Here is a 26,663-nt window from a genome sequence, read left to right on the forward strand (position 1 = left end):
CCGCGGGGCGTAACCCACCACTGTTCGTATCCGCGGTGACAGAAGAGGTGGGTTACGCCAGCGTTTGCGCTTCGCGCAGCCGCTAGCTAACCCACCCTACGAAGAACAAAAAAACAGGGAGGCCACATGCCGCGCATCGCACACATCGAGACCGGGCTCTACCGGATTCCCCTCCCCATCACGCTGTCGGACTCCACGCATGGCGACATGACGGCGTTCGAGCTGATCACCTGCCGCATCCGCGATGCCGACGGTGCCGAAGGGGTCGGCTACACCTATACGGTCGGGCGCAACGGCGGGGCTGTGGCCGACATTCTCAAGCGCGAGATCCCGCCGCTGGTCGAAGGGCGCGAGGCCGAGGATACCGAGGCGATCTGGCATCATGTCTGGTGGGGGCTGCATTATGGCGGGCGCGGCGGGCCGGCGGTGCTGGCGCTCTCGGCGCTCGACATCGCGCTGTGGGACCTGAAGGCGCGGCGCGCCAAGCTGCCGCTGTACCGCCTGCTCGGCGGCTTCGATGCGCAGGTGCCGTGCTATGCCGGGGGCATCGACCTCGATCTCTCCGTCGATGCGCTGCTGAGGCAGACCGACGGCAATCTCGCCAAGGGCTTTCGCGCCATCAAGATGAAGGTCGGACGGCCCGACCTCAAGTCCGACGTCGCGCGGATCTCCGCGATGCGGCAACATCTCGGCGACGGCTTTGCGCTGATGGCGGATGCCAACATGAAATGGACGGTCGAGGAGGCGATTCGCGCCGCGCGCGCTTTCGTTCCTTTCGACCTCACCTGGCTCGAGGAGCCGATCATCCCCGACGACGTCGCGGGCCATGTGCGCATCATGCAGGCGGGCGGCGTGCCGATCGCGACGGGCGAGAATCTGCGCTCACTGTGGGAGTTCAAGAACTACATCGCCAGTGGCGCGGTGTCCTATCCCGAGCCCGACGTCACCAATTGCGGCGGCGTCAGTGCGTTCATGAAGATCTCGCGGCTGGCGGAAGCGTTCAACCTGCCCGTCACCAGCCATGGCGCGCATGACATCACCGTGCATCTGCTCGCGGCCTGCCCGAACCGATCCTATCTGGAGGCGCACGGATTCGGGCTCGACAAGTATATCGAGCATCCGCTGGTGCTGAAGGACGGGCTGGCGCTGGCGCCGGACAGGCACGGGCACGGGATCGGGTTTGATTGGAAGGGGCTGGCGAAGCTGGCATAACACCCATGCTCGTCATTCCGGGGCGCGACGAAGTCGCGAACCCGGAATGACGGGGAAAGAGCGGCGTGCTTTGCACGCGAGCCATTTGCTGGCGCTTGATGCAGCGGTCCAATAATCGGCTATGCTGACTCAAGTCGATCCTCCTCGCGAAAGATCCCTGCCTTGTCCCCCGAACTGCACCAGAAACTGACCGCGTGGCGCCGGCACCTCCACGCCCACCCGGAGCTGTCGCTCCAGGAGAAAGAGACCTCTGCGTTCGTGCAGGAGAAGCTCACCGAGCTCGGCATTCCCTTCGAGGCTGGCATCGGCGGCCACGGCATCGTCGCGACCTTGACGCGCGGCCATGCGCAGAGGCGGGTCGGCCTGCGCGCCGACATGGATGCGCTGCCGATCACCGAGGACACCGGCCTGCCCTACGCTTCGACGACGTCCGGCGTGATGCATGCGTGCGGCCATGACGGCCACACCGCCGCGCTGCTGGGCGCCGCAGCACTCCTCGCCACTGATACCGATTGGAGCGGCACGGTCGATTTCATCTTCCAGCCGGCCGAGGAAGGTTTTGGCGGCTCGCGCGCGATGGTCGCGGCCAGCTTGTTCGATCGCTTTCCGATGGAGCGGATATTCGGCTTCCACAACTGGCCGGGCCTTGCCGCCGGCACCATCGCCGTACACGACGGCGTCGTGATGGCCTCCGGCGGGCGCATCACCATCACGATCGAGGGCCACGCCGGGCACGCCGGCATGCCGCATCTGACTCGCGATCCCGTGGTGGCGGCCGGGCACCTCATCGTCGCGCTGCAATCGGTCACCTCGCGCGGCGTCGATCCGCTCGACACCGCCGTGCTGTCGCTGTGCACGATCGAAGGCGGCACCGCGCCGAACCAGATCGCCGGACGCGTCACCATCCGCGGCACGCTGCGCTACCACCGCGAGGCGGTCAAGGACGTCATCCTCGACGGCATCACGCGCACCTGCGCCGGAATTGCGACCAGCTTCGGCGTCAAGGTCACGCCCGAGATCGTCTGGGGGGTTGGCGTCGTGATCAACACGCCCGACGAGGCCGACCTCGCGCGCATCGCAGCGGAGAAGGTGCAGGCGCCGGTGCGGCGCGATCTCGCGCCGAGCATGGCCGGCGAGGATTTTGCCCATTATCTGCAGCAGCGGCCCGGCGCCTTCGTCTGGATCGGCAATGGCGAGTTGCGCGAGGGCGCCGAGCTGCACGGCCCGCGCTACGACTTCAACGACGCGATCCTGCCCGTGGCCTCACGCTGGATGGCCGAAGTCGCCAAGGCGGCGCTGGCGACGAATTAACTTATCTCGCGCGGCAGCTTCCAGTCCGGCCGCGGCGCGAATGTCTCGTCCACGCGCTCGACGTGATAGCCGGCGGGCAGAAGGTGGCCACCCTCCTCGTCGGCAACGGGGACGTCGGTGACGAGGCCTTCGATCAAGGCGGCTTCCCACACTTCCTTCTCGGTCGGAAAGGGATTGCCGATCTGCTTGTTGCCTTCGAACAGCGCGTACATCGGTTCCGGTCCTCACCGTTGATGCTCACGAGAAACGTATCGGCCGTACGGACGTTCCCTCCGGCAAATGGCAACGGATGATACGTGAAACATGGCGCGCGTTCTGATCGGAACTTCGGGCTGGCATTACGCCTCCTGGCGCGGCCCGTTCTTCCCCGAGGGCGTGACGCTGAAGCAGCAGCTCAGCTATTATGCCGGGCAGTTCGACACCACGGAGCTGAACGGGGTGTTCTACCGCACGCCGACGCCGGAGGCGGTGAAGGGATGGCGGGAGCAGACCGGCCGCGATTTCGTGTTCGCCTGGAAGGCCTCCAAATTCATCACGCACTGGAAGCGCCTGTCGGACCGCTCCGTCAACAGCCTCGAGCTGCTGGAGGATCGCATCTCCAGGCTCGGCGGCAAGGCCGGCCCGATCCTGTTCCAGCTGCCGCCGCAATTCGAGGCGAATGCGGACCGGCTCGCCTCGTTCTGCAAGCTCTTGTCGCGGAAACGGCGCTACAGTTTCGAATTCCGCCATCCGAGCTGGTATCAGCCGCGCATCCTGCGCATGCTGGTTGAGGAGAACATCTCGCTGTGCCTGTCCGATCATCACGACGCGCCGGCGCCGTGGAAGCGCACGGCGGATTTCGTCTATGTGCGCGGGCACGGCCCAAGCGGGCGCTATCACGGGCACTATACCAAACCCACGCTGGCGCAATGGGCCAAGCGCATCAAGTCGTGGAAGCGGCAGGGCTGCGACGTCTACGTCTATTTCGACAACGACCAGAAGAGCGCAGCGCCCGCCGATGCCAAGGCGTTGAAGCAATTGCTGTGACGCGCAGGGCTTGGTTCACCTCTCCCGAAGGGAGAGGTCGGAGCGCATCGAAGATGCGGTCCGGGTGAGGGGTCAAGGTCTCTCTGAATGCCGCGGGCCCCTCACCCGGATTGCTACGCCGCGCCATTGCGCGTCCTAGCAATCTGACCTCTCCCCGTCGGGGAGAGGTGAAGCACGGCAGTCTGCGGAACCGAATGATATGCCGCTAGATGACACCGCTCTGCCGAAACGCTGCGATCTCGTCCGCATCGTAGCCGAGATCGGCGAGGACGCGATCGGTGTGCTCGCCGAGTGTCGGCGGGCGGCTCGCGATCTCGCCCGGCGTTTCCGACAGACGGACCGCGGCGCGTGACACCGGTGCGGGCTTCGGCAGGCCGGGATAGTCGACGTCCTGCATGAAGCCGGTGGCGCGGATATGCGGATGATCCAGTGCCTGCTGCGGCGAGAGCACGGGACCGGTCGGAATCATAGCCTGGCCCAGCGTATCGACGGCCTCCTGCGTGGTGCGCTCGGCACACCAGCGCGCCATCCGCTCGCTGATGATGCGGCCGTTATTGCCGCGGCTGATGTCGTCGGCAAAGCGCGGATCATTCAGCCACACATCCTCCTCGCCCATCAGCCGCGCCCAGCGCTTGAACAGCGGATGACCGGTGACCTGGCACAGCACCCAGCCGTCTTTGGTCCGGTAGATGTCGGCGGGCGCCGCGGTCTGGCCGAGATTGCCGGTCGGCACGCGGTTGACGTCGATGACGGCCTGCTCGATCAGCGTGGCATTGGTGAAGGACAGAGCGGTTGCGAGCAGCGCGCCCTCGACGATCTGCCCCCGCCCGGACTTGCCGCGCTCGATCAGCGCGGCAAGCGTGCCGAACGCGCAGTGCAGCGCGGTGCCGAAATCGACCCAGTTCACCGCGGCGCGGTACGGCGGATCCCCCGTGCCGGTCATGTACACCGAGCCCGACATCACCTGGCCGACGCCGTCGAAGCCGACGCGGTCGGACCACGGGCCCGGCCCGCCGAACGCGGTCGCCGTGGTCAGGATGATGTCCGGCTTGATCGCCTTCAGCGAGTCGTAATCGAGCTTCATCGCGCGCAGGGTCTGCGGCGGCAGATTGGCGACCACGACGTCCGCGGACGCGATCAGGCGGCGCATCACCTCCTGGCCTTCCCCCTTCATGGGATCGAGCGTGATGCCCTTCTTGTTGCGATTGATCTGGAGGAACAGCGCGCCCTCGCCGCCTTCACCCACCGGCGCGACGAACCGGTCCTCGCTGCCGTCGCGCTTCTCGACGCGGATGACCTCGGCCCCGAACTCGGCCAGCAAGGTGGCGCAATAGGGCCCGGCGATATAGCGCCCGAAATCGAGCACGCGCACGCCCTCCAAGACTCCTCCCATGGATTCCTTCCTTTGATGTTTTGCTCAAATTACAGCGGCCGGCTGTCACCGCAAGGCACGACATCCATGCTGGCCCAGGAATGAGCCGCGGACATTTCGACCGGCGGAATTGGACGGCACACCCGGCAGTGACGATGGCGGCCAACGCCTCTCTCCTCCGCGAGTGACGCCCCTGCGCGCCGCGACCAAACGTCGGAGCCGCAGCACGAGACTTGAAGTCGTCACGGCCGATCCTAAGTTCGAATGCAGCCGGGCCCCGTGTTCGGCGAGACGAAACTCATGCAAAGGATTGAGAAGCCCGCTTGCGCGGGCATAAGTCGAGGGAAGTCACATGAGAAAGCTTGCTCTTGCAATCGCCGCGGCAGCAACGCTCCTCATCGGAACCGTTGCGCCGGCCTCGGCCCATTGGCGGGGCCATCATCATCATTGGGGCGGTCCAGGCATCGGTCCGGCCATCGCGCTCGGCCTGTTCACCGGAGCGCTGGCCGCCGCGGCCGCACCTCCGGTCTATTATGCGCCGGTCTATGGTCCGCCGCGATACTATTATGGCCCCCGCTATTACCGGACCGTCCGGTATTATCCGGCGGCATATCCTTACTGGTATCCCTGGTGAGCTGATGCAAAGGCCCGGCCTGCAACCGGGCCTTATCGCTGCCCGGCATCTCGATCGCCTGCGTACGGCGCTGCCGAGCCCGCGTTTGGGATGACTGGAACCGATGGCAGCAGGAGAAGTTCTGTCGCTAAGATGCAGGTCCGGAGGCGCACCGGGCCCGAGCGAGCGCGCCAAAATGCGCCTCGACGTTAGCCCGGCCCGCGTAACACGATCGGATCTGGCCTCCCCATGAACAAGAATGCCCGTTTCAATATCGGATACGCCATCGCCGCAATTTTCGCGGTCTTCCTGATTCAGTATCTGATCTCGGCGGCGAACCAGATCGCGGTGATCCCCTACAGCGAATATCAGCAATTGCTGCGCCAGGGGAAAGTCGAGACGGTCGGCATCTCCGACCGCACCTTGCAGGGCACGCTGAAGGAGCCGCTGTCCGGCGGCCAGAAGCAATTCGTCACCACGCGCGTCGACCAGGACGTCGCCCAGGAGCTCGAGAAGCACAACGTTCGTTTCACCGGGCAGATCGAGAGCACGTTTCTGCGCGACCTGTTGTCCTGGGTCATGCCGGTTCTGCTGTTCTTCGGCGTCTGGTGGTACATCGGCCGCCGCATGGCCGAGGGCGGCGGGATCGGCGGCGGGCTGATGGCGATCGGCAAGAGCAAGGCCAAGGTCTACGTTGAATCCAACACCGGCGTCACGTTTGCCGACGTCGCCGGCGTGGACGAGGCCAAGGACGAGCTGCGCGAGGTTGTCGATTTCCTGAAGAACCCGACCGACTATGGTCGCCTCGGCGGCCGCATGCCGAAAGGCGTGCTGCTGGTGGGCCCGCCAGGCACGGGCAAGACCTTGCTCGCCAAGGCCGTGGCCGGCGAGGCGAGAGTGCCGTTCTTCTCGATCTCCGGCTCGGAGTTCGTCGAGATGTTCGTCGGTGTCGGCGCCGCGCGCGTGCGGGACCTGTTCCAGCAGGCGCACGAAAAGGCGCCGGCGATCATCTTCATCGACGAGCTTGATGCACTGGGCCGCGCCCGCGGCATCGGCCCGTTCGCCGGCGGCCATGACGAGAAGGAGCAGACGCTCAACCAGCTGCTGGTCGAGCTCGACGGCTTCGATTCGCGCTCCGGGCTCGTCATCCTCGCCGCCACCAACCGGCCCGAAATCCTCGATCCCGCCCTGCTCCGCGCCGGCCGCTTTGACCGCCAGGTGCTGGTCGACCGCCCCGACAAGAAGGGCCGCATCGAGATCCTCAAGGTGCACATGAAGAAGGTGCGCCTCGCCGACAATGTCGACGCAGACGCCGTTGCCGCGCTGACCCCTGGTTTCACCGGGGCCGACCTCGCCAATCTCGTCAACGAAGCCGCGCTGCTGGCGACGCGCCGCGCCGCCGAAGCGGTGACCATGAGCGATTTCAACAATGCGGTCGAGCGCATGGTCGCCGGGCTGGAAAAGCGCAACCGCCTGCTCAACCCCAGGGAACGCGAGATCGTCGCCTATCACGAGATGGGGCACGCCCTCGTCGCGCTCTCACTGCCGGGGACCGATCCCGTGCACAAGGTCTCGATCATCCCGCGCGGCGTCGGCGCGCTCGGCTACACCATCCAGCGGCCGATCGAGGACCGCTTCCTGATGACCAAGGAGGAGCTGGAGAACAAGATGGCGGTGCTGCTCGGCGGCCGCGCCGCGGAGCTGATCGTGTTCGGGCACTTGTCGACCGGTGCGGCGGACGATCTGCGCCGCGTCACCGATATCGCCCGCAGCATGGTGACGCGTTACGGCATGTCGGAGCGTCTGGGCAGCGTCGCCTATGAGCGTGATCCCGGCAACTTCCTGGCCGGCCCTGACCGCCCCTATCCGACGCGCGAACGCGACTATGCCGAGGAGACCGCCGCCGCGGTCGACCACGAGGTGAAAACCATCGTCGACCAGGTGTTCCAGCGCACCCAGGGCATCCTGACCACGCGGCGGCCGATCCTGGACCGCGCCGCAAAAAAGCTGCTCGAGAAGGAAACGCTGGAGCAGAGCGACATCGATGTGCTGATCCGGGAGATGCCAAAGGAAGGGCTGCGGGCGATCTAGGGCCACTCACGCGGCGCGCTTGCGCCTGATCTCGGCGGGAAGCTCGATCATCCGCCTGTCCGGCGGCGAACCGTTCGAGATGAGCGGCGCGGGCGCGCCCTCGCGCTTCGGCGCCTCGATCCCGATGCCGGGATCGGTGCTTCTGGCGTGCCATTCGATCAGGAGATGGCCGGCCACCAACATCAAGCCGGCGCAGAACAGCGCAAGAGCTGCGCTCACGAGATCACGATAGTCATCCATCCCACGAACCAAGCATGCGTGCAGCCTCATCGGCGCCTGCGTGGACCAGATTGGAATGAAGGCTCCGCGTTTCAAGAGCCTGTCTGCAGCGGCAAAGGCATACGGCAATCGCAATTTCCGTCACGACCGTTCACGCTGGAACATTCCGGCCATTTCCAAATTCTAGTGGCGCCCACCGGCCTGAGGCGTCTGGGTGCCATGATCGGGCTCAGCGGATCAGGTTCGCGGTGGTCCAACCATCTTGCTCTATCGAGGATTTGGCCATGAAACCTGACTGCGCTTGGACCGCGCCGCTCTCGGCGCTTCACCTGGATTGTCGGATGGGTCGGCAAGGCGCCCCTGATCGGGGCGAACGGTGCTCGTGAGGGAGGGCGCGATGTTGGTTGCCTCACTTCCTGCCCTTCACGGGGAAAGCGGGCTATCCCGCTATCTCAAGGAGATCCATCGTTTTCCGCTGCTCGAGGCATCGGAGGAAGCCGACTATGCGCGGCGATTGCGCGATTGCGGCGATCGTGACGCCGCCTATCGGCTGGTGACGAGCCATTTGCGGCTCGCAGCCAGGATCGCGCTGCAATATCGCCGCTATGGCCTCGCCATCGCCGACCTCATCTCGGAGGCCAATGTCGGGCTGATGCTGGCCGTCAAGCGGTTCGATCCCGAGAAAGGCTTCCGGCTTGCGACCTATGCCTCCTGGTGGATCAAGGCCTCGGTTCAGGAATACATCCTACGATCATGGTCGCTCGTCAAGCTGGGCACCACTGCTGCGCAGAAGAAGCTGTTCTTCAACCTGCGCAAGCTGAAGAGCAGACTTGGCGTCGCGGAGGATGGCGATCTCCGGACGGATCAGCTGACATCTATCGCCAAACATCTCGACGTGAGGGAAGCCGACGTCGCCGAGATGAACGGCCGGCTGCGCGGCGACATCTCACTCAACGCGCCGATCAGCGTCGAGGCGGAAGGCGACCAATGGCAGGACCGGCTGGTGGATCCCTCTCCCGATCCGGAGAGCCTGCTGCTGGACGCGGCCGACCGTGAGCGCACCAAGGCTGCCCTCGCCGATGCACTCGCTGCGCTGACACCGCGGGAGCGCAGCATCGTCGAGGCGCGATATCTCGGCGAGCCGCAGCAGACGCTGGATGCGCTCGCCGGCAAGTTCGCCATCTCGCGCGAGCGCGTCCGGCAGATCGAGCAGCGCGCGTTGCAGCGGATCAAGGCGAAGATGTCCGCGCGTCTCGATGAGGCGCGCCTTGCGACGTCGCGTTAGGCGAGCGAAGAAGAATGCTGATCGGCCAAGGCCGATCAGCATCCTCTGCAGATATCGGGGACGAGACGTTCGGGCGAAAACTCCCGGCTCCTGCGCTCGGTCTGGCTGGACTTCTCAGGATCGCTCCGAGACGCTCCGACGGAACTGGTCGCAAGCTGCCGGGCGGGCTCGGCCGAGCTCCGCATCTCGGCGCGAGGCGTGTCGGCCTCCTTGGCCTGGAGCCCATTGGCCATGCCCAACAAAGCGACGGCGAGGACAATGCCTCTCATCTGATGATCCTCCTTTCGCGTGAGCGATGAGTGGCTGCAACGATGAGGAGCGGCCTCGCCGGCCGCTCCCCCGTATCAGCTGGTGGCAGGCTCCGGCCTGTCCCGATCAGGCGGCGTGAGGTCGAGCCGGATCCCGGATGGCCCGAGGACCGGCAGCAATGTGTCCACCTTCATGGTCGGGCTGCCCCGGTCCCAGCTCGACCACGGCATCGTGTCCAGGTACGGGATCGGCGGCAAGGCGAGCCGCTCGAAACTGTCCGCTGTCTTGGCGGCAGGGCCAGCGCTTTCGGCGCCAAAGACCGCAAAGGGCACCAGCGAGAGGCCAGCCCCAACGGCCAAGGCGGCGAGCCGCCGCAACGTTTTCCGAGTGGTTTCCCCGCGAGCGGAGAAAGCACGATCCTTGATCATTTCATCCTCCTTTCGTTCGAGAACACAGTCACAGATCCATGGCAAACGAGCCCGGCCGTTCGGCAGGGCTCGCCCGTCCTTAGAAGTCCATCGCGGGAGCGCTCGGCGCTTCCGTCTTCTTCGGCTTCTCGGCCACCAGCGCTTCGGTCGTGATGAGCAGCGAGGCCACCGAGGCCGCATCCTGCAAGGCGGTGCGGACGACCTTGGCAGGATCGATCACGCCGGCCTGCACCAGATCCTGGTACTCGCCAGTCGCGGCATTGAAGCCCCAGGTGTAGGTCTGGTTCTCGAGCAGCTTGCCGACCACGACGGAGCCGTCCTCACCCGCATTCTGCACGATCTGCCGCGCCGGGACCTGGATGGCGCGGCGCACGATGTCCACGCCCGCCTTCTGGTCGGCATTGGCGGTCTTGACGCCGTCGAGCGCCTTGAGCGCGCGCAGCAGTGCCACGCCGCCGCCCGGCAGGATGCCTTCCTCGACCGCGGCCCGGGTCGCATGCAGAGCGTCGTCGACGCGATCCTTGCGCTCCTTGACCTCGACCTCGGTCGCGCCGCCAACCCGGATCACCGCGACGCCGCCGGCGAGCTTGGCGAGGCGCTCCTGCAGTTTCTCGCGGTCGTAGTCCGAGGTGGTTTCCTCGATCTGCGCCCTGATCTGCTGGCTGCGCGCCTCGATGTCCTTCTTGGCGCCGGCGCCGTCGACGATCGTCGTGTTCTCCTTCTCGATCACCACTTTCTTGGCACGGCCCAGCATCTTCACGGTGACGTTCTCGAGCTTGATGCCGAGATCTTCGGAGATCACGGTGCCGCCGGTGAGGATCGCGATATCCTCCAGCATCGCCTTGCGGCGGTCGCCGAAGCCCGGCGCCTTGACGGCTGCCACCTTCAGGCCGCCGCGCAGGCGGTTGACGACCAGCGTCGCCAGCGCCTCACCCTCGACCTCCTCCGCGATGATCAGGAGCGGCTTGCCGGATTGCACGACCTGCTCCAGCAGCGGCAGCACGGTCTGCAGGCCCGACAGCTTCTTCTCGTGGATCAGCACATAGGGATCTTCGAGCTCGGCCTTCATCTTCTCGGCGTTGGTGACGAAATAGGGCGAGATGTAGCCGCGGTCGAACTGCATGCCCTCGACCACTTCGAGCTCGGTGTGCAGGCTCTTCGCTTCCTCGACAGTGATCACGCCCTCGTTGCCGACCTTCTGCATCGCATCCGCAAGGAAACGGCCGATCTCGGTGTCGCCGTTGGCCGAGATGGTGCCGACCTGGGCGATCTCGTCGTTGGAGGTGATCTTCTTGGCGTGCGACTTGAGGTCGGCGACGATCGCGTCCACGGCAAGGTCGATGCCGCGTTTGAGGTCCATCGGATTCATGCCGGCAGCGACCGACTTGGCGCCTTCCTTGACGATGGCCTGCGCCAGCACCGTCGCCGTGGTGGTGCCGTCGCCGGCGAGATCATTGGTCTTCGAGGCGACCTCGCGCACCATCTGGGCGCCCATGTTCTCGAACTTGTCCTCCAGCTCGATCTCCTTGGCGACGGTGACGCCGTCCTTGGTGATGCGGGGAGCGCCGAACGATTTCTCGATGACGACGTTGCGTCCCTTCGGACCGAGCGTGACCTTCACCGCATTCGCCAGTGTGTCGACACCCCGCAGCATGCGCTCGCGGGCCTCGGTCGCGAACTTCACGTCCTTGGCAGCCATGTTGCTAAACTCCTTTCCGTTCGATGACTGTCAGCGTTACGCCGCCTTCTTCAGCGTGCCGGCCTGCTCGGCCACGCCGAGAAGATCGCTTTCCTTCATGATCAACAGCTCCTCGCCGTCGATCTTGACCTCGGTGCCCGACCACTTGCCGAACAGCACCCGGTCGCCGACCTTGACGTCGAGCGGCACGAGCTGGCCCTGCTCGTTTCGCCCGCCCGGTCCCACGGCGATGACCTCGCCCTGCTGCGGCTTCTCCTTGGCGGTGTCGGGAATGATGATGCCGCCGGCGGTCTTCTCCTCGGCATCGATGCGGCGCACGAGCACACGGTCGTGCAACGGGCGGAAATGCATGCACATCCTCCTTGGGTAGGTTCAGCGATGTCCAAAATCCGGGTCCGGAACCGGCCCCCGGGCGGCAAACGACCTAGGAACGGGTCGAATTCCGTTCAAGGGTCACAGCAGAGCAAAAATTGTCGCAGGGCGCCTCCGCGGAAGCAGCGGCGGCTGGCGAGACGGCAATCGGCATGTCGTCCGCGCCGGCAGGACGTGCCCGGCGGAAAAATTCGACGGCCGGAAACTATGCTTTAAGATGCACCGGTTCGTCCCCAGCGAGAAGTGCACACCCATGCCGCAGCAATTCGACCGGTCCGCAGAAGATCTCGGCAACGCCATCCATTTCGAGCACGTCAATATCCAGGTCCCGGACCAGCGCCTCGCCACGCTGTTCTACGTCGCCGGGCTCGGGCTCACCCGCGATCCCTACCTGATGGTCTCCGACACCAACATGTGGATCAACGCCGGGCGGAGCCAGTTTCATCTGCCGAGCGGCCGGCCGCAGGTGCTGCGCGGACACATCGGCCTCGTCATCGAAGGCCGCGAGGCGCTGCTGGCGCGACTTGCATCGGTCGCGAAGAAACTCGAGGGCACGGCGTTCGCATTCACCGAGCACAACGACCATGTCGAGGCGGTTTGCCCCTGGGGTAACCGCGTGCGCTGCTTTGAGCCCGACGCCGCGCGGTTCGGCCGGATCGCGCTCGGCATTCCCTATGTCGAGTTCGAGGTGCCGATGGGAACGGCGGCCGGCATCTGCGCCTTCTACCCTGAAGTCATGGGCATGCCCGCGAGCTTGCGGAACGGCGATGGCACTGTGGCCGCCGTGAAAACGGGCCGCAACCAGCATCTGTTGTTTCGCGAGACCGACCGGCCGCAAGCCGATTATGACGGCCACCACGTGCAGATGTACATCACGGACTTCTCTGGCCCCTACCGCAAGCTGCTTGCGCGCAAGCTGATCTCGCGCGAGGACAATCAATACCAGTACCGGTTCTGCGACATCGTCGATCTCGACAGCGGCAAGAAGCTGTTCACGGTCGAGCACGAGGTGCGCTCGGCGACCCATCCGATGTTCATGCGGCCGATGGTCAACCGCAATCCGGCGCTCAACAACCGCAATTATGCCTTCGGCCACGACGAGTCGTCGTGGGCGATGGGGCCGGATCAGTACGAGGGATAATTCTACGGCAGATTGTCCCGCAAAAAGATGTCGATGCGGATGCGCTCCTGGTCGGGGCTGATCGGCTCGCCCGAACAATGCGCGAGCAGGACTCGCGCCGCAGACCGCGCCTCATGGCCGGCATCCTGGTTGATGACGGCATCGAGCGTGCCGCGCACCAGGAACCGTCTGGTGTGCTCGGTCAGCTCATGGGTGATCCAGACCACCTCGCGCGCGCGGCCCGAGGCCTCGAGCGCATCGGCGATGCCGCGGTTTCCGGCGCCGCAGCAATAGATGCCGCGGAGGTCGGCGTGGCGCGCGAGCAGCGCGGCCGTAAGGTCCCGCGTGCGGTCGCTGTCGTCGCGCCCCTCGATGACGGGCAGTGCAGACAGGTTCGCATACTCGCTCGACAGGATCTGGTGGAAGCCGAACTGCCGTTCGGTGTGGTCGCGCAGCGACAACGATCCCGCAATCACGGCGACGGTGCCCTCGCGCCCGGCGAGGAAGCGCCCCATCAGCGTGGCGGCGGTGCGGCCCGCGGCCGGATTGTCGATCCCGACATAATGCACCCGGGACGAGCTCGGCGCATCCGATACCAGGGTGACCACCGCAACCCCGCGCGCGACGAGCTCGTCGATCGCGGCGCGAACCCGGGGATGATCGAGCGCGATGACGGCGACGCCCTGATAGGCCGACGAGAGGTTCTCCAGCGCACCGGCAAGGACATCGGGGTCGAACACGTCGACATGGTGGATGTCGATGAAGCCCCGATGGCCGGCGAGCCAGTCCGCGGTGCGCGCGACCTGCTCGCTGAGATTGGTCATGAAGCTGTTGCTGCCGATCGGCAGCACGAAGGCGAAGCGGAAGGTCTGCCCGCGGGCGAGCCGCGCCGCGGCAAGATCGGCGCGATAGCCGAGCTTTGCCACGGCGGCCTCGACGCGCGCGACGGTCTTGGCGCGGACACCCTCGCGCCGGTTGACGACGCGATCGACGGTGGCGAGCGAAACGCCCGCCGCGCGCGCGACGTCCTCGAGCGTGGCCCGAAGCACCGGCTGGGTCGCGCCTTCAGTCATTCGCGCGCGGCCCACAGCATGCCGCGGGTCATCAGCGTCCGGATCTCCGGCACGTCGAGCTCGTAGGCGCGGTGGCCCAGCGAGGAATAGAACACCCTCCCCGCGCCATAGCGCTTCTTCCACACCACGGGCATCACCACGCCGTCGATCCAGGGCGCGTGCTCCCCGGTGAAGGTCGTCGTTGCCAGGACCTCGATGGCGGGATCGACATGCATGTAATATTGCTCGGACCGATGCTCGAAGCTCTTCAGACCCGTCATGATCGGATCGTCCGGCTTCGTCAAGTCGACCTTGTAGTCGATGATGTTGCCGGGATGGGCGACCCACTGCCCGCCGCACAGGAATTGGTAATCGACCGATTCGCGGAAAGCATCGCACATGCCGCCATGATGGCCGGCAAGCCCGACGCCGCTGCGCACCGCATCGCAGAGGTTGAGCGCTTCCGCCTTCTCGATCTTGGACATCGTGTAGATTGGTATGATCAGCGACAGATCGTGGATCGCGGGATCGGCAAAGGCTGCCGTCGTGGTTTCGATCCGCACCTCGAAGCCTTCCGCCTTCAGCCAGCCACGGATCATCGACGCGCAGAGATCGGGATCGTGTCCCGGCCAGCCACCCCATACAATCATTGCCTTGCGCATGGTCATTCCCTCAATCGATCTGTCCGGTTTCGCGTCCCGCCGGCAGCATAGCCGGCCGCTCGACGCGGCTCTCGATCCTGACGCGGCGGCCCTCGTCGGCGGAGGTCTGGAACGCCTCCATCACCTCCAGCACGTGGAGGGCGAGCGCGCCGCTGGCGCGATGCGGCCGGTCGTTCAGGATCGCGCCAGCCATGTCGGCGACGCCGATCGAGCGGAACTCGCCCTCGACGTGACCGTGCGTCAGCGGCATCGCTTCCCATTCGCCGCCGGTCGTGGCCACCTGCACCTCGCCGCCGAAGCGATTTGGGTCAGGCACCAGCATGCTGCCCTTGTCGCCGTAGATCTCGATCGGCGCATGCCGATGTTTCGGCACGTCGAAGCTCATCGTGATCGACACGACCGCGCCGCTCTCGAACTCCAGCGTCCCCGCGACATGGGTCGGGACCTCGACCGGAATCAGCGCGCCGTTCATCGGCTGGCTGGTGACGAGGCGCTCGGTTTTGGGGCGCGCGGTCGAGCCCATCACGCTGGCGACCGGACCGAGCAATTGCACGAGATCGGTGATGTAATACGGCCCCATGTCGAGCATCGGCCCGCCGCCGCGCAGATAGTAGAAGCCGGGCGCCGGATGCCAGCGCTCGTGACCGGGGCAGCCGAAGAAGGCGCTGCCCGCGACGGGCGTGCCGATCGCGCCGTCGTCGATCAGCTTGCGCGCGGTCTGATGGCCGCCGCCAAGGAACGTGTCGGGCGCGCAGCCGACGCGCAGGTTCTTCTGCGCGGCGAGCTCCATGACCTTGCGCGCCTCAGCGACATTGATGCCGAGCGGCTTCTCCGAGTGAACGTGCTTGCCGGCGTTCAGTACCGCCAGGCTGACATCGGTGTGGGCGAGCGGCACCGTGAGATTGACGACGATTTCGACATCGTCACGCTTCAACAATTGGTCGACCCGCATTCCCGGCAAACCGAAGGCCGCGCCCTGGCGCTCCGCAATCTCGCTGCGCATGTCGGCGAGCGCCCTGACCTCCATGACCGGAAAGCGCTGGGCCGCCTTGAGATAGGCGGTGCTGATCACCCCGCAGCCGATGATTCCGATGCCGACTTTTCTCATGTTTATCTCCTCAGGATACGGCTCATCCCTTGACCGCGCCTGCGGTGAGGCCGGCCACGATGTGCTTCTGGGCCAGCAGGAACAGAATGATCGTGGGCAGGATGGTGAGTGTGATGAAGGCCAGGATCAGGTGCCATTCGGACGAGTATTCGCCCTGGTAGACCATGATGCCGAGCGGCCAGGGATACAGCGCATCGGTGTTCAGCATCACCAGCGGCAGCAGGTAGGCGTTCCAGCTGTTGACGAAGGTGATGGTGCCGACGGTCGCCAGGATCGGACGCGACAAGGGCAACGTCACATAGCGGAAGAACTTGATGTAGCTGCAGCCGTCGACCAGCGCGGCCTCGAGCAGCTCGTATGGAATGTCCTTGAAGAAGCGACGTAGCAGCAGCACGCTCATGGCGAGGCTGAACGCCACCTGCGGCAGCGCGACGCCGAAATAGGTATCGAGCAGGCCGAGATCGCGTACCTTGATGAACAGAGGCAGCACGGCGGTCGCGGCGGGAAACAGCAGGCCCAGCGTTAGATAGCTGAGCAGCATCGATGAGCCGAAGAACCTGACATGGGCGAAGGTGAACGCGGCCATCGAAGCCGTGATCAGGGTCAGCGTCACCGCCAGCGTCGAGATAACAAGCGAGTTGCGCAGCAGCTGCCAGTAGCGCGCCGAGAACAGGATGTCGGCGTAGTTCTGCCACTCCCATTGTGCGGGCAGGCCGAACGGATTGACACGGAGCTCCCCGAGCGACTTGAAGCCACCGAGCAGGGTCGCGAGCAGCGGCACCAGGACGAAGATCGCGACCAGGCCGAGGAACAGCGCCTTGAACAGCGCTGCGGGATCGAACGCGTTCCTGGCCCCGGCACTATTCATCGCGCATGAACCATCGCTTGTAGGTGAAGGCAAAGGTCACGCAGATCGCGAACAGGATGACGCCGATGGCGCTGCCATAGCCGACCCGCATGCGCGAGATGCCGTTGTTGTAGAGAAAGCTCACCAACGTATTCGAGGAATCGGCCGGTCCGCCGCGCGTCAGCGGCATGACGAGATCGAACAGCTGCAGGGATCCGATGATGGCGAAGAACACCGACAGGCGGATCGTCGGATAGAGCAAGGGGATCACGACGTGGCGCAGCGTCTGCGTCCGCGTCGCGCCGTCGATGCGGGCGGCCTCGACCAGGTTCTTGTCGAGGCTTTGGAGCGCGGCGATGAACAGCATCATGTGGAAGCCGAAATATTTCCAGACCACCACGATCAGCACCGCCAGCATCGCCGTGTCGGTCGAGGCCAGCAAATGCGGAGGCTCGGCGCCGAAGGTGCGCCAGATCGAAGCGACGAGGCCGTAGTCGCCGTCATAGACGAAGCTGAAGATCAGGCCAGTCGCAATCTCGGCGAGGATATAGGGCATGAAGAACAGCATGCGCAGCGCCACGGCGCCGCGAAAGCGTTCGGCCAGCATGAGGGCGAGCGTCAGCGCAAGCGGCAGCTGGATGGCGAGCGAAACGGCGATGATCAGCCCGTTGTTGCGCAGCGCGAGCCAGAAGGCCCGCGTCTCCAGCACGAAGCGGTAATTGTCGAAGCCGATCCAGTTCGTCGGCCTGCCGAAACCGTTCCAGTTGAAGCCCGAGTACCAGGCGGCCTCGCCGATCGGCAGCACCACGAACAGCGTGAACAGCAGCAGCGCGGGCGGCAGGAACAGGATCAGGACGGTGAAGCGTCCATCCCAGCCAGGGCCACGAACCGCGCCACGAATCCCGACTTGGGGGGCCGCCTCACCGGCAACGCCGATCGGCGAGGTGATCGCGATCCGTCGCGCCACCGTCAGTTACCTTGCTTGTACGCCGCTTCGATGGCTTTCGCAGCGTTCTGCGGGCTCATGCTGCCGCCGGCGATCTCCGCGGTGACGTCGTTGACGACGCGACCGACCGACGGGCCGAGGCTCTGGTCATAGAAGTTCTGGTGATAGTTGGACTTCGCCAGATTGGCCGCGATCTGCTTCATGAAGGCGCTGTTGAGACCGGCCTCGCCGCCCTTGACGACGGGAACGATGAAGTTGCCGGCTGCAAGCCGCGCCTGCACGTCCTTGGAGATGAAGAACTTGAGGAAGTCGGTAGCTTCCTTGGGCGCCCCCTTGGTGATCAACCAGCCGGTGATGCCGCCGAGCGTGTCTGACGGCTCGCCCTTACCGCCGGGTACGACCGGAAAATCGAACCAGCCAAGCTTGTCGTCGCTGAGACCGACCTTGTCGGCGGCAAGCGCGCGCTGGGTGTGATAGAAGGACGAGATGGCCAGGATCATCGCAGCCTTGCCGTCGCCGAAATAGCCGACGGCCTGCGGATTCTTGAACCCGAGGAAGCCGTTCTGGAAGGGCTGGAGATCGACGAGCTGCTTGAACAACTCGCCGGATTTCTGAAAGGTCTCGCCGGCAAACCCGCCATTCTCACCCTTCAGTGCGGCATCGAAGGCCGGCTTGCCGCCGATGCGCACTGCGAGATGCGTCCAGTAAAAATGCAGCGGCCATTTGTCGGCACCGCCAACCACGATCGGCGTCACGCCCGCGGCCCTCAGCGCTTTCACTGCGCCGAGCAGATCGTCCCATGTCTTGATCTTGGTCGCGTCGACATTCCCCTTGGCCATCAAATCCTTGTTGTAGAGGAAGCCGACCTGCGAGAGCGCGGTCGGCAGGCCATAGACCTTGCCGTTGCTGGTGAAAGCCGCGAGCGCTGCCGGCGCGATCGTGTCGCTGTAGCCGCCGCTCTTCACGGAATCGGTGATGTCTTGCAGCACGCCGGCCTCGATCTGGGTCTTCAGGACCCCGCCGGCCCAGCTATAGATGATGTGCGGCCGGTCCTTGGATTGCAGGATGGTCGGCAGCTTGGCCTTGTAGGCCTCGTTCTCGAGGAACTGCATCTCGACCTTCACACCGGGGTGCGACGCCTCATAGCTGCGTGCGACCTCCTCCCAGATCTTCACCTGGGCCGGGTTGACCTCGATGTGCAGCCATTTGACCGTGGTGTCGGCTGACGCGGAACTGGCCCAAAGCAGGCATGCGGCAGCGGCGAGTCCCAGTTTCCCGAGCAATCTCATCACATCCTCCCGACCGTCTTTTATTCTTTGACGCAATCCTGCCCTCAATTTTTGAGGTGCGCAACACAATTTCTGATCTATGCACCTCACCAATGGAATGGCTATGGTTTGCGAAAGAGTCGACGCGGCCTGCCGCGCCGGCCGCAACAAACGAGGTGCCCATGGCTGCGATCTATTCCGACCTCGCCGGCAAGGTCGTGCTCGTCACCGGCGGCGCAGCCGGAATCGGCGCTGCGATCGTGCGGCGCTTTGCGGAGCAGAAATCCAAGGTCGTGTTCTTCGACATCAAGATCGACGAGGGACAGCGCCTGGCGCGCGAGCTGTCCGAGCAGGGACTGGCTGCGCATTTTCAGCACGTCGATCTCACCGACATACCCGCGCTGCGTGCCGGCGTCGCCGAGGCACGCAAGGCTCATGGCCCAATCAACATCCTGATCAACAACGCCGCGCATGACGAGCGGCACAACACCGAGGAGATGACGCCGGACTATTGGGACGACCGCATCGCGGTGAACCTGAAGCACCAGTTCTTCGCATCGCAGGCCGTGTTGCCGGACATGAAGGCGGCCAATGCCGGCGCCATCGTCAATTTCGGCTCGGTATCGTGGATCGCAGGACAAGGCGGCATGGCCGCCTACACCGCCAGCAAGTCGGGCGTGATCGGGTTGACGCGCTCGCTGGCGCGCGATTACGGCCCCTACAACATCCGCGTCAATGCGATCGCGCCAGGCTGGATCATGACCGAGCGGCAGCTCGAGAAATGGATGACGCCGGCCGGCGAGATCGAGCTGCAGCAGCGGCAATGCCTGAAGCGTCGGCTCATGCCGGACGAGGTTGCAAAGTTCACAGTCTTCCTCGCCTCCGACGAGGCCTCCGCCTGCACCGCCCAGCACTATATCGTCGATGGCGGCTGGGTCTGAGATGCCTTGAGGATCCAGTTGGAAGATCCGATCCGGACGCGGCCCGGCGGAGCTCACGGGGTCAAGGACGCTATGGATCGAGCCGGTCGCCGAGACCGGCTGGTGCGGTGATCGCGCGAGGCCGACCGATGCCCTCGCTCAAGGTCTTGCCGCTGGCGACACCCACGAAGTGCAGCGAGGCGCAAGCGGGACACCGGACCGGGACGTGCGTGTCCGCGGCGTCGGAGGCTGTGCCGGGAATCCAGTGCTGCACGTTCATGCCCGTGCGGGGGCATTTGAAGATGACGTTGCGCTCCATGCTGTAGATATGGGCCCGGCGCGGCGACCTGGAAATTGCGGGCCGATACTTACGCAGATGTCCTGAACGGATTGACGTGGGCAGCGGTGAAGACATCGCGCAGCGCTTGTAACGGGTTGCCGATCGAGAAGCGTTCGGTCGAATACCGCCGCCTCCTTTGAGCTGGATCAAGTCATGTTTGCGACGCCGACGATAGTCTTGTGTCGGCATCGGGAACGCTTTTTCGAGGTCCCCTTTGCCGGAGCGAGCGACGTTTGGATTTCGAGACCTTCCCGGCGCCGCTTTCACGGAGAGTGCAGAAGACCGCGAACATGGAGCAGGCCGGAGAGCGGCTCCGCCGAAGAGTTCGATGGAACGAAGATCGGCAGCGCGGGTTTGCTGGACGAGTTCAGACCCTGGATGGAAGAGCCACGCGAACAATCGGCCTCGGCGCTCCCATCGAGCCCGAGGCCGGTTTTCGTCGAAGGCAGTGCATGGTCTGGACAAGGGAGGACGCCGATCAGGAGAAACGGACATGCTTGCCGACATTGACACCGACGATCTCACCGAGGTCGTGCGCTATGCCCTGGAGACGACCCGCGCGACGACGGCCTGCCCGTTCCATCGGGACGTGATCGTCCGAATCGGCGATGACGCCGCCGAGAGTCACGCCTTCGAGCGCGCCAAGCGAATCGTCAGATGCGACGGCGCCGAATGGGACAAGGAGGCTCTCAGGGCCGAGCTCGGCCGTCAGCTCGGCGCAGCCGCCGACGGCCGCTGCCCGAAGTGCGATCCGACCGCCTCGTGCCCCTAGCGCGCCCCGAAGCCAATGCAGACGACCCGCTCCGGTGACTTAACGTGTGTGAAGGCGGCAGATGGAACTGGCACCTAGCCTGAACGACACGCGTCGTGCATCAGAGGTCAGACTTCCCGTGAAAGTGACAAAGCCGATCGCCTCGATCATGCGCGGGAGATCCAAGACGGATCCTCCGTCGCCGGACGGGGACGACGACCGTCAGCTGCCGCCATCGGCCGAGAGGCGTCAGGTCGTCGATGAGTACGCCGAAAACCTGCGCAAGATCATCCGAAGACTGCTTGGAAGGCTGAACTGATCTTTGCCGCGGGGACCGTATTCTGCCACATCGTAAAGGACGTCCGCACGATGTAGGGGCTCTTCTCGACGATCGCGGACGTCGCGGCGTTCATGACGATCATCGGCACCTTCGCTTCCTCGAGAAGTGGAGCGACGGCCAGGGCGTCCGGAGTGAAGTACAGTCCCGCGATGTACTGAACCTTCTCCTTGACGATCAACTCCTGAGCCAATGATTTCGACTTGGCGGGGTTCGGCGATTCTTCGTCGCGATAGACAAACTCGATCTGATGATCGCCGACTTTCGATCCATGCTTGGCCACCCAGGCGTCAATGCCGTACTTGAAGTTCTGGCCGAACAAGGCATACGGACCGGACATGGTGCCGATGATCCCCACCTTGATCGTGTCGCACTGCGCCGGCGACATCCAGGCAGTGGCAATCGCGACGGCACCAACAAGTCCAAACCTCAAGCTCATATCTCTCTTCTCCCGCTTCGGTGATGCCGTTTCAAAACATTTCGAAATATTCTCGCTGCTCCCACTCGGTGACCGTCGATTGGAAGCGCTCGATTTCCGCGTTCTTGATGAAAACGTAGTAGTCGACGAATTTCTCTCCGAGAGCCTCGCGGAAGAAGGGGTCATCGCGCAACGCGAACACCGCCTCGCGCAAGGAGGTCGGCAGGAGGTTCGCCTTGGTCTCGTATGGCGTGTCCGCCGACGGACCGGGATCGAGCTGGCGATCAATGCCGTTGAGGCCGGCCAGAATCTGCGACGCCATGTAAAGATAGGGGTTTGCGGCCGGCTCGCCGATCCTGTTTTCGAGCCGGGTGGCTTTATCGTCGGGACCGCCTAGCACGCGGATCATGACGCCCCTGTTGTCGCGTCCCCAGATCGCCCGATCCGGAGCCAGCGAATAGGAACGGTAGCGCTTGTAGCCATTGATCGTCGGCGTCGAGAAGACCGCGGATGCCCTGGCATGCTCCAGCAGCCCGGCCATATAGTGCTTGCCAAGGTTCGACAGGCCGGCCGGTTCGCTCGTCATGAACGCGTTGACGCCCTCTGTTCGGGAGACCAGCGATTGGTGAAGGTGCCACCCCGATGACATCACGTTCGGTATCCGCGGCCGGCACATGAAGGTCGCGTGATAGCCGTGGCGGTTGCAGATCTGCTTCACTGCCGTACGAAACAGCACCATGGTGTCCGCCGGCTCAATGCCGACGGTGGGCTGGAACACGAACTCGCACTGGCTCGGCCCGTATTCCAACTCGATCGACCGAAGCGGCAAGCCCAGCGCCACGATGTTTTGCCTGATCAGCTCGAGCGCAGGCTCCATCTGGTCGTAACGTTGCTCCGTCAGGTACTGATAGCCCTGCGAAAGCAGGCTGACCTCCGGAGGCTCGCCCGGTTGGCCGGGACTGCCGGCGTCCCAAGGCGCCAGGCGGGGATTCTCGACTCTGAAGATGTGGCATTCGACCTCGAGGCCCGCTTTGAAATCATAGCCCCGGTCTTTGAGCTGCCCCAGCACGGATTGGTACAGGCCCCTGGAGGCGAAGGGCACGGGTCGTCCATCGGAGAAGTAGAGGTCGCAAAGCACCCACCCGGTTTTTGATGCCCAGGGGAGAACCTTGAAGGTGGTGGGATCAGCGACCATCAAGATGTCGCCTCCCCCCTGCATCTCGTGCATCCCGAACCCGCCGCCGGCGGTGAATACGGGAAACACCGTGCGGTGAGAGGTATCTTTCGCGAGCAATGTCGTCGTTATCGAGCAGCCGCTCTCGATCGACGAGAGCGCCTCGGAAGCGACCAGCGCCTTGCCGCGCAAGATGCCGTGCTGGTCCGGAAAGGAGAGCCGGATCGTATGCAACTCCTGCTCCTCCGCCATCCGCCGCATGCGGATGGCAGCCTCCTTCTGTTCGGCCGACCAGAGACCGTGCTTTTCGACGAAACTCAACGACATCTCCTTTGCTGAGCTGGGCGGCCTGGCTTATTCGGCGGCGGTCAGGTGAGGCACCTTCTTGGCGAGCTCGGCGGGCACCGGCGCGGCCCAGGGAGCGCCCCGACGACGCTTGACGTCCACTTCCATCCAGTAGGTTTCCCAGCCCTTCGTCGGACCGATGCCATCCATTGTGGCTGGCCCCTGGATGCTGCGCGCGCTGGCAGCGTCGAGGAACAACAGCGGCTTGCCCCCGGAAGCCACCTTCTCGATCTCCTGGCGAAGCAGCCGGCGGTACTGAATGATCGCCTTGTCGGATTGGCCGAGATGTTCACGCGTCCGGTCCTGAATAGCGCCCATCGACTCGACGGCCCACTGATCGTGGACGTTGATGTCCGCGCCCATGCCGGTGTAAGTCTCGGTCGCCTGCTCGTGCGGGTCGAAGCCGTAGTCGTTCGACTTGTTCTTCCGCGAGCGGTATTCCGGCAACTCGTAAAGCTCGAGGCGCTGCGCGCGCATTTTTGCCTTGTCGACGGGCGCGGCGTAGCTGGTGAAAATCGCATACCAATAGCAATTCACGTCGTCGACGGGCACATGCCACTGGGTAATCGTCATCTCCGTGCTCATCGGAATGACGAACGCATGCGGGAATAGCTGGTTGGTGACGCGAACGTGGGTGCGCTGCTCGTCGATTTCTCGCAAGGCGATGAGCCGCAGGCCGTATTCGGTGTGCTCGACGTTGATGATCGGCCGGTCGTACTCGCGCAGGACCTTCGTCATGGGCATTTCCGAGTCGGCCGACGCACCGCGAAACTGCTTGCCATAGGCCGCCGATGTATCCTCATCCTCGAAGAACCGGTGAAGGAACGATGCGTGGGCCGGGTCAATGCCGACTTCCAGGGCCTGCAGCCAATTGCATTCGATCAGGCCCTTGAAGGCGAAGGTGTATTCGTCCGGCGCCGCGAAGCAGTCGATCTCCGGAAACGCGGGCGGCTCGCCTTCACCCAAATACGCCCACAGGATTCCACCCTTCTCCACGACGGGGTAGGACCGCTGCTTGATGTTTTTGCAGAGCGAGGAGTTTGCAGGCTCGGCGGGCGTCTCGAGACACTGTCCCGTGGCGTCGAACAGCCACCCGTGGAAGGCGCAGCGCAGGCCACCGTTCTCGAGCCGGCCGAAGGCAAGGTCGGCGCCCCGATGCGGGCAGTCGCGATCGAGCAGGCCATAGCGCCCCGTTTCGTCCTTGAACAGAACGAAGTTCTCGCCGAGAAGCTTGACGGCCTTGATGGGGCGCCCCTCCGCGAGTTCGTCGACGAGCGCAGCAGGCTGCCAATACATCCGCATCAGCTTTCCCGCAGGCGCCTTCGGTCCGACGCGGGTAATGAGGTCGTTCTGCTCTTGGCTCATCATGACTTGGATCTCCTCTCTCGGCTTCGAGATGCGTCCTCATGCTATCGGACGCAGACTAACGCTGAAACACGATCTTGCCGCCGACGATCGTCAGGTCGGCTTTGATGTCTTTGATCTGCTCCTCGGGGACCGTCATGAGGTCTGCCGACAACACGGTCAGGTCCGCGAGTTTTCCGGCCTCGATCGTCCCCTTCTCGTTCTCTTCGAACATATAGTGCGATGCCGCGCTGGTGTAGAGGCGCAGCGCCTGCTCGCGGCTGACGGCTTCGTTCGCTCCATAAACGCGTCCGGCGAGATCCTTGCGGGTTACCATGACGTAGATGTTGATGAAGGGATTGATCGTGTTCACCGGGAAGTCGGTGCCTGCGCCGAGGCTGTTCAGCCCCACCTTCTCGATGAGAGTTTTCGTGGGCACGGCCCGATTGGCGACCGCCGCACCCAGGAAGCGCTCGACGGTGGCCGCCTTGTCCCACATGAACACGTTCTGGAAGTCGACTCTGACACCGAGGCGCTTTGCGCGCTCCATTTGCTCGGGCACTATCAAGCTTCCATGGATCAGGACGAAACGCCGATCCTTGATCGATTTCTCCTTGTCGGCCGCCTCGAATGCATCAAGGACTTGGTCGATGCCCTTGTCGCCGACGGCATGGACACCCACGCGCCAATTGTGGCGATTGCAAATGGACACCAGCTCCTTGAGGCGTTGCGGCGATTGCTGGGCAATGCCGTGGTAGCCATCATGCGAGTCTGGATAGGCCTCGCGCATGAGCGCCGTCTTGAGCGTCATGCCGCCATCGTAAAGGATCTTGATTCCGGCGAACTTCAGCCAGTCATCGCCAAAGCCCGAGGAGGCGCCGTTGCCTCGCATGATGGCCTCCCAGGCCGCGTTCTCGGCGGGGGGTTCCGGGCGCCACATGAGACCGACCCGTAGGGTTGCTTCACCGGCCTGCGCCACGCGCTGCAGGGCCGCGATGTCCCTGGGCGAGGTGGCCCCTTCTACGGCGCTGGTGATCCCGAACGAGTTCAGCACACCTTCCGCGAGCTTGAATTGGCGGAACTCGTCGTCCGCCGTCCACTCCGGAACGATCTTTTCGACCTTATCGATCGCCGTCTCGACCAGAACGCCGGTCAGGTCACCGGCACTGTCGCGCTCAAACGATCCGCCGCTTGGGTTTGGCGTGGCCTTGGTTACGCCGGCCTTCTCGAGCGCCATCGAATTGGCCATCGAGAAGTGGCCAACGGTCCGGAGATAGACCGGATTGTTCGGCGCGACGCCGTCGATTTCCTGGCGTGTCAGGTAACGCTTTTCCGCGAGCTGTGACGGGGGATGCCAGGCGCTTCCGATGATCCACTCGCCGGGCTTTTTCTTCGCCACGAACTGCTTGATGCTTGCGAGGGCATCCGCAACAGTCTTGGCGCCGCTCATGTTGACGACGTAGTCGGACAGACCGGCAGCCTTGAAATGCGCGTGCGTGTCGATCAGCCCGGGAACGACGGTCTTGCCCTGCAAGTCGATCGTGCGGGTGCGATTTCCGGCCAACGCCTTGATCGTCGCCGCGTCTCCTACGGCCAAGATTCGTCCGTCGCGAACGGCAAGCGCTTCCGCAACCTTTGACTGACCGTCCATGGTGAGAATCTTGCCGTTGATCAAGGCAAGCGAGGGAGCATTGGCCTCCTGCTGGGCAAACGCCGCGCTTGATGTCAGCACCACTCCCACGATCGCTGTCGTCAGCTTCATTGCGTCCTCCCCGCAAGTTCGGTAGACGAACAATCGTTCGATGTTCTTCAGAATGACTCCGGTGTGAGGCGCAAGCAAGCAAAATGTTTCCGCAGGATCTGCCTAATGGAACCGCAGCGGCGGCAAACAAGCTGGGATTGAGGGGCCGCCAGAATTGATGTAACCGTCTATCGAACTTATGTTCTTAGATCGAACAAACGGCACGGAGGTCGGATGCCGCGAGTGAGATTTGTCCAGCAGGACGGCAGCGGAAATCCATCGAGGTCGGACGCGACGTGAGCGTGATGCTCGCGGCCGTCCGCAACGGTATTCACGGCATCGGCGGCGAATGCGGCGGCTGCCTCGATTGCGCGACCTGTCACGTCTACGTCGATGAAGAACAAGCAAGCTCT

25 protein-coding genes and 2 pseudogenes are annotated in these 26,663 nt (G+C 64.2%); 10 read left to right on the forward strand and 17 right to left on the reverse strand.

Annotated elements, in window-relative coordinates; genetic code table 11:
* Nucleotides 1-126: 126 nt before the first annotated feature.
* Together ACM43_RS20235 and ACM43_RS20240 are read left to right on the forward strand one after the other, a co-directional pair.
* Nucleotides 127-1,212, forward strand: coding sequence for a mandelate racemase/muconate lactonizing enzyme family protein (locus tag ACM43_RS20235; RefSeq protein WP_271542325.1), 1,086 nt, complete (start codon nucleotides 127-129; stop codon nucleotides 1,210-1,212).
* A gap of 162 nt (nucleotides 1,213-1,374) precedes the next feature.
* Nucleotides 1,375-2,523: an amidohydrolase gene (locus ACM43_RS20240; RefSeq protein WP_271542326.1), complete on the forward strand. Its 1,149-nt coding sequence runs from the start codon at nucleotides 1,375-1,377 to the stop codon at nucleotides 2,521-2,523.
* On the opposite strand, the gene ACM43_RS20245 is transcribed toward ACM43_RS20240, so the two are convergent.
* Nucleotides 2,520-2,735, reverse strand: coding sequence for a hypothetical protein (locus tag ACM43_RS20245; RefSeq protein WP_271542328.1), 216 nt, complete (start codon nucleotides 2,733-2,735; stop codon nucleotides 2,520-2,522). The two genes, ACM43_RS20240 and ACM43_RS20245, sit on opposite strands and share 4 nt — an antisense overlap.
* 91 nt (nucleotides 2,736-2,826) lie before the next feature.
* On the opposite strand from ACM43_RS20245, the gene ACM43_RS20250 reads away from it, so the two are divergent.
* A complete protein-coding gene (locus ACM43_RS20250; RefSeq protein WP_271542330.1) occupies nucleotides 2,827-3,549 on the forward strand; it encodes a DUF72 domain-containing protein in 723 nt (240 codons plus the stop codon).
* 205 nt (nucleotides 3,550-3,754) lie between these two features.
* Here the strand turns inward: ACM43_RS20250 and ACM43_RS20255 are convergent, their stop codons facing one another.
* Nucleotides 3,755-4,942 carry a CaiB/BaiF CoA transferase family protein gene (locus tag ACM43_RS20255; RefSeq protein ID WP_271542332.1) on the reverse strand — a complete coding sequence of 396 codons (1,188 nt, stop codon included), beginning with the start codon at nucleotides 4,940-4,942 and terminating at the stop codon, nucleotides 3,755-3,757.
* Nucleotides 4,943-5,273: 331 nt separating this feature from the next.
* On the opposite strand from ACM43_RS20255, the gene ACM43_RS20260 reads away from it, so the two are divergent.
* Nucleotides 5,274-5,555, forward strand: a complete 282-nt coding sequence (locus tag ACM43_RS20260; protein WP_036002069.1) for a hypothetical protein — start codon at nucleotides 5,274-5,276, stop codon at nucleotides 5,553-5,555.
* Between the two features lie 228 nt (nucleotides 5,556-5,783).
* A complete protein-coding gene (gene ftsH, locus ACM43_RS20265; RefSeq protein ID WP_271542335.1) occupies nucleotides 5,784-7,625 on the forward strand; it encodes an ATP-dependent zinc metalloprotease FtsH in 1,842 nt (613 codons plus the stop codon).
* A gap of 6 nt (nucleotides 7,626-7,631) precedes the next feature.
* Here ftsH and ACM43_RS20270 read toward each other — a convergent pair whose 3' ends face one another.
* Nucleotides 7,632-7,865, reverse strand: coding sequence for a hypothetical protein (locus ACM43_RS20270; RefSeq protein ID WP_128262508.1), 234 nt, complete (start codon nucleotides 7,863-7,865; stop codon nucleotides 7,632-7,634).
* Between the two features lie 376 nt (nucleotides 7,866-8,241).
* On the opposite strand from ACM43_RS20270, the gene rpoH reads away from it, so the two are divergent.
* Nucleotides 8,242-9,129: an RNA polymerase sigma factor RpoH gene (rpoH, locus tag ACM43_RS20275; protein ID WP_271542337.1), complete on the forward strand. Its 888-nt coding sequence runs from the start codon at nucleotides 8,242-8,244 to the stop codon at nucleotides 9,127-9,129.
* Between the two features lie 344 nt (nucleotides 9,130-9,473).
* On the opposite strand, the gene ACM43_RS20280 is transcribed toward rpoH, so the two are convergent.
* The 3 genes from ACM43_RS20280 to groES all read right to left on the reverse strand — a co-directional run bounded on the left by ACM43_RS20280 (nucleotide 9,474) and on the right by groES (nucleotide 11,856).
* Entirely contained in the window at nucleotides 9,474-9,806 is a 333-nt protein-coding gene (locus ACM43_RS20280) for a hypothetical protein (RefSeq protein ID WP_271542339.1), read from the reverse strand.
* 79 nt (nucleotides 9,807-9,885) lie between these two features.
* Nucleotides 9,886-11,505 carry a chaperonin GroEL gene (groL, locus tag ACM43_RS20285; protein WP_271542341.1) on the reverse strand — a complete coding sequence of 540 codons (1,620 nt, stop codon included), beginning with the start codon at nucleotides 11,503-11,505 and terminating at the stop codon, nucleotides 9,886-9,888.
* Between the two features lie 36 nt (nucleotides 11,506-11,541).
* The gene (gene groES / locus ACM43_RS20290) at nucleotides 11,542-11,856 is read right to left on the reverse strand and encodes a co-chaperone GroES (protein WP_036020204.1); all 315 of its coding nucleotides are present in this window, start codon (nucleotides 11,854-11,856) and stop codon (nucleotides 11,542-11,544) included.
* A 274-nt stretch (nucleotides 11,857-12,130) separates the two neighbouring features.
* Between groES and ACM43_RS20295 the strand changes: the two genes are divergently transcribed.
* Nucleotides 12,131-13,018, forward strand: a complete 888-nt coding sequence (locus tag ACM43_RS20295; RefSeq protein WP_271542345.1) for a VOC family protein — start codon at nucleotides 12,131-12,133, stop codon at nucleotides 13,016-13,018.
* A gap of 2 nt (nucleotides 13,019-13,020) precedes the next feature.
* Here ACM43_RS20295 and ACM43_RS20300 read toward each other — a convergent pair whose 3' ends face one another.
* From ACM43_RS20300 to ACM43_RS20325, 6 genes are read right to left on the reverse strand one after another with little or no spacing between them, the layout of a single operon-like run.
* Nucleotides 13,021-14,070: a LacI family DNA-binding transcriptional regulator gene (locus ACM43_RS20300; protein WP_271542347.1), complete on the reverse strand. Its 1,050-nt coding sequence runs from the start codon at nucleotides 14,068-14,070 to the stop codon at nucleotides 13,021-13,023.
* Complete coding sequence (locus ACM43_RS20305) at nucleotides 14,067-14,711, reverse strand: ThuA domain-containing protein (RefSeq protein WP_271542349.1); 645 nt, start codon at nucleotides 14,709-14,711, stop codon at nucleotides 14,067-14,069. Before ACM43_RS20305 ends, ACM43_RS20300 begins: the two co-directional genes overlap by 4 nt.
* Before the next feature lie 10 nt (nucleotides 14,712-14,721).
* The gene (locus tag ACM43_RS20310) at nucleotides 14,722-15,819 is read right to left on the reverse strand and encodes a Gfo/Idh/MocA family protein (RefSeq protein ID WP_271542350.1); all 1,098 of its coding nucleotides are present in this window, start codon (nucleotides 15,817-15,819) and stop codon (nucleotides 14,722-14,724) included.
* A 22-nt stretch (nucleotides 15,820-15,841) separates the two neighbouring features.
* A complete protein-coding gene (locus ACM43_RS20315; protein ID WP_271542352.1) occupies nucleotides 15,842-16,687 on the reverse strand; it encodes a carbohydrate ABC transporter permease in 846 nt (281 codons plus the stop codon).
* Nucleotides 16,680-17,633, reverse strand: coding sequence for a carbohydrate ABC transporter permease (locus ACM43_RS20320; RefSeq protein WP_271542354.1), 954 nt, complete (start codon nucleotides 17,631-17,633; stop codon nucleotides 16,680-16,682). Before ACM43_RS20320 ends, ACM43_RS20315 begins: the two co-directional genes overlap by 8 nt.
* 2 nt (nucleotides 17,634-17,635) lie before the next feature.
* Complete coding sequence (locus ACM43_RS20325; protein ID WP_271542356.1) at nucleotides 17,636-18,901, reverse strand: extracellular solute-binding protein; 1,266 nt, start codon at nucleotides 18,899-18,901, stop codon at nucleotides 17,636-17,638.
* A 161-nt stretch (nucleotides 18,902-19,062) separates the two neighbouring features.
* Here ACM43_RS20325 and ACM43_RS20330 point away from each other — a divergent pair, with 161 nt between their 5' ends.
* Nucleotides 19,063-19,821, forward strand: a complete 759-nt coding sequence (locus ACM43_RS20330) for an SDR family NAD(P)-dependent oxidoreductase (RefSeq protein ID WP_157287074.1) — start codon at nucleotides 19,063-19,065, stop codon at nucleotides 19,819-19,821.
* Nucleotides 19,822-19,891: 70 nt separating this feature from the next.
* Here ACM43_RS20330 and ACM43_RS20335 read toward each other — a convergent pair whose 3' ends face one another.
* Nucleotides 19,892-20,290: a hypothetical protein gene (locus tag ACM43_RS20335; protein WP_271542358.1), complete on the reverse strand. Its 399-nt coding sequence runs from the start codon at nucleotides 20,288-20,290 to the stop codon at nucleotides 19,892-19,894.
* A 343-nt stretch (nucleotides 20,291-20,633) separates the two neighbouring features.
* Between ACM43_RS20335 and ACM43_RS20340 the strand changes: the two genes are divergently transcribed.
* Nucleotides 20,634-20,912, forward strand: a complete 279-nt coding sequence (locus tag ACM43_RS20340; RefSeq protein ID WP_271542360.1) for a hypothetical protein — start codon at nucleotides 20,634-20,636, stop codon at nucleotides 20,910-20,912.
* A gap of 293 nt (nucleotides 20,913-21,205) precedes the next feature.
* Here ACM43_RS20340 and ACM43_RS20345 read toward each other — a convergent pair.
* The 4 genes and pseudogenes from ACM43_RS20345 to ACM43_RS20360 all read right to left on the reverse strand — a co-directional run.
* A pseudogene (locus ACM43_RS20345) lies at nucleotides 21,206-21,616 on the reverse strand (ABC transporter substrate-binding protein); the annotation flags it as partial.
* An 82-nt stretch (nucleotides 21,617-21,698) separates the two neighbouring features.
* Nucleotides 21,699-23,141 (reverse strand): glutamine synthetase family protein, encoded by a 1,443-nt coding sequence (locus ACM43_RS20350; RefSeq protein ID WP_271542363.1) that lies wholly within the window; start codon nucleotides 23,139-23,141, stop codon nucleotides 21,699-21,701.
* A 33-nt stretch (nucleotides 23,142-23,174) separates the two neighbouring features.
* On the reverse strand, nucleotides 23,175-24,533 hold the full coding sequence (locus ACM43_RS20355) for an aromatic ring-hydroxylating dioxygenase subunit alpha (RefSeq protein ID WP_157287082.1): 1,359 nt from the start codon (nucleotides 24,531-24,533) through the stop codon (nucleotides 23,175-23,177).
* 55 nt (nucleotides 24,534-24,588) lie between these two features.
* Nucleotides 24,589-26,271 (reverse strand): amidohydrolase, encoded by a 1,683-nt coding sequence (locus ACM43_RS20360; protein ID WP_442869327.1) that lies wholly within the window; start codon nucleotides 26,269-26,271, stop codon nucleotides 24,589-24,591.
* 275 nt (nucleotides 26,272-26,546) lie between these two features.
* Here ACM43_RS20360 and ACM43_RS38975 point away from each other — a divergent pair.
* Nucleotides 26,547-26,652, forward strand: a pseudogene (locus ACM43_RS38975) (2Fe-2S iron-sulfur cluster-binding protein); the annotation flags it as partial.
* Nucleotides 26,653-26,663: the final 11 nt, after the last annotated feature.

The organism is Bradyrhizobium sp. CCBAU 45321, assembly GCF_028128975.1.
GTDB lineage: Bacteria > Pseudomonadota > Alphaproteobacteria > Rhizobiales > Xanthobacteraceae > Bradyrhizobium > Bradyrhizobium yuanmingense.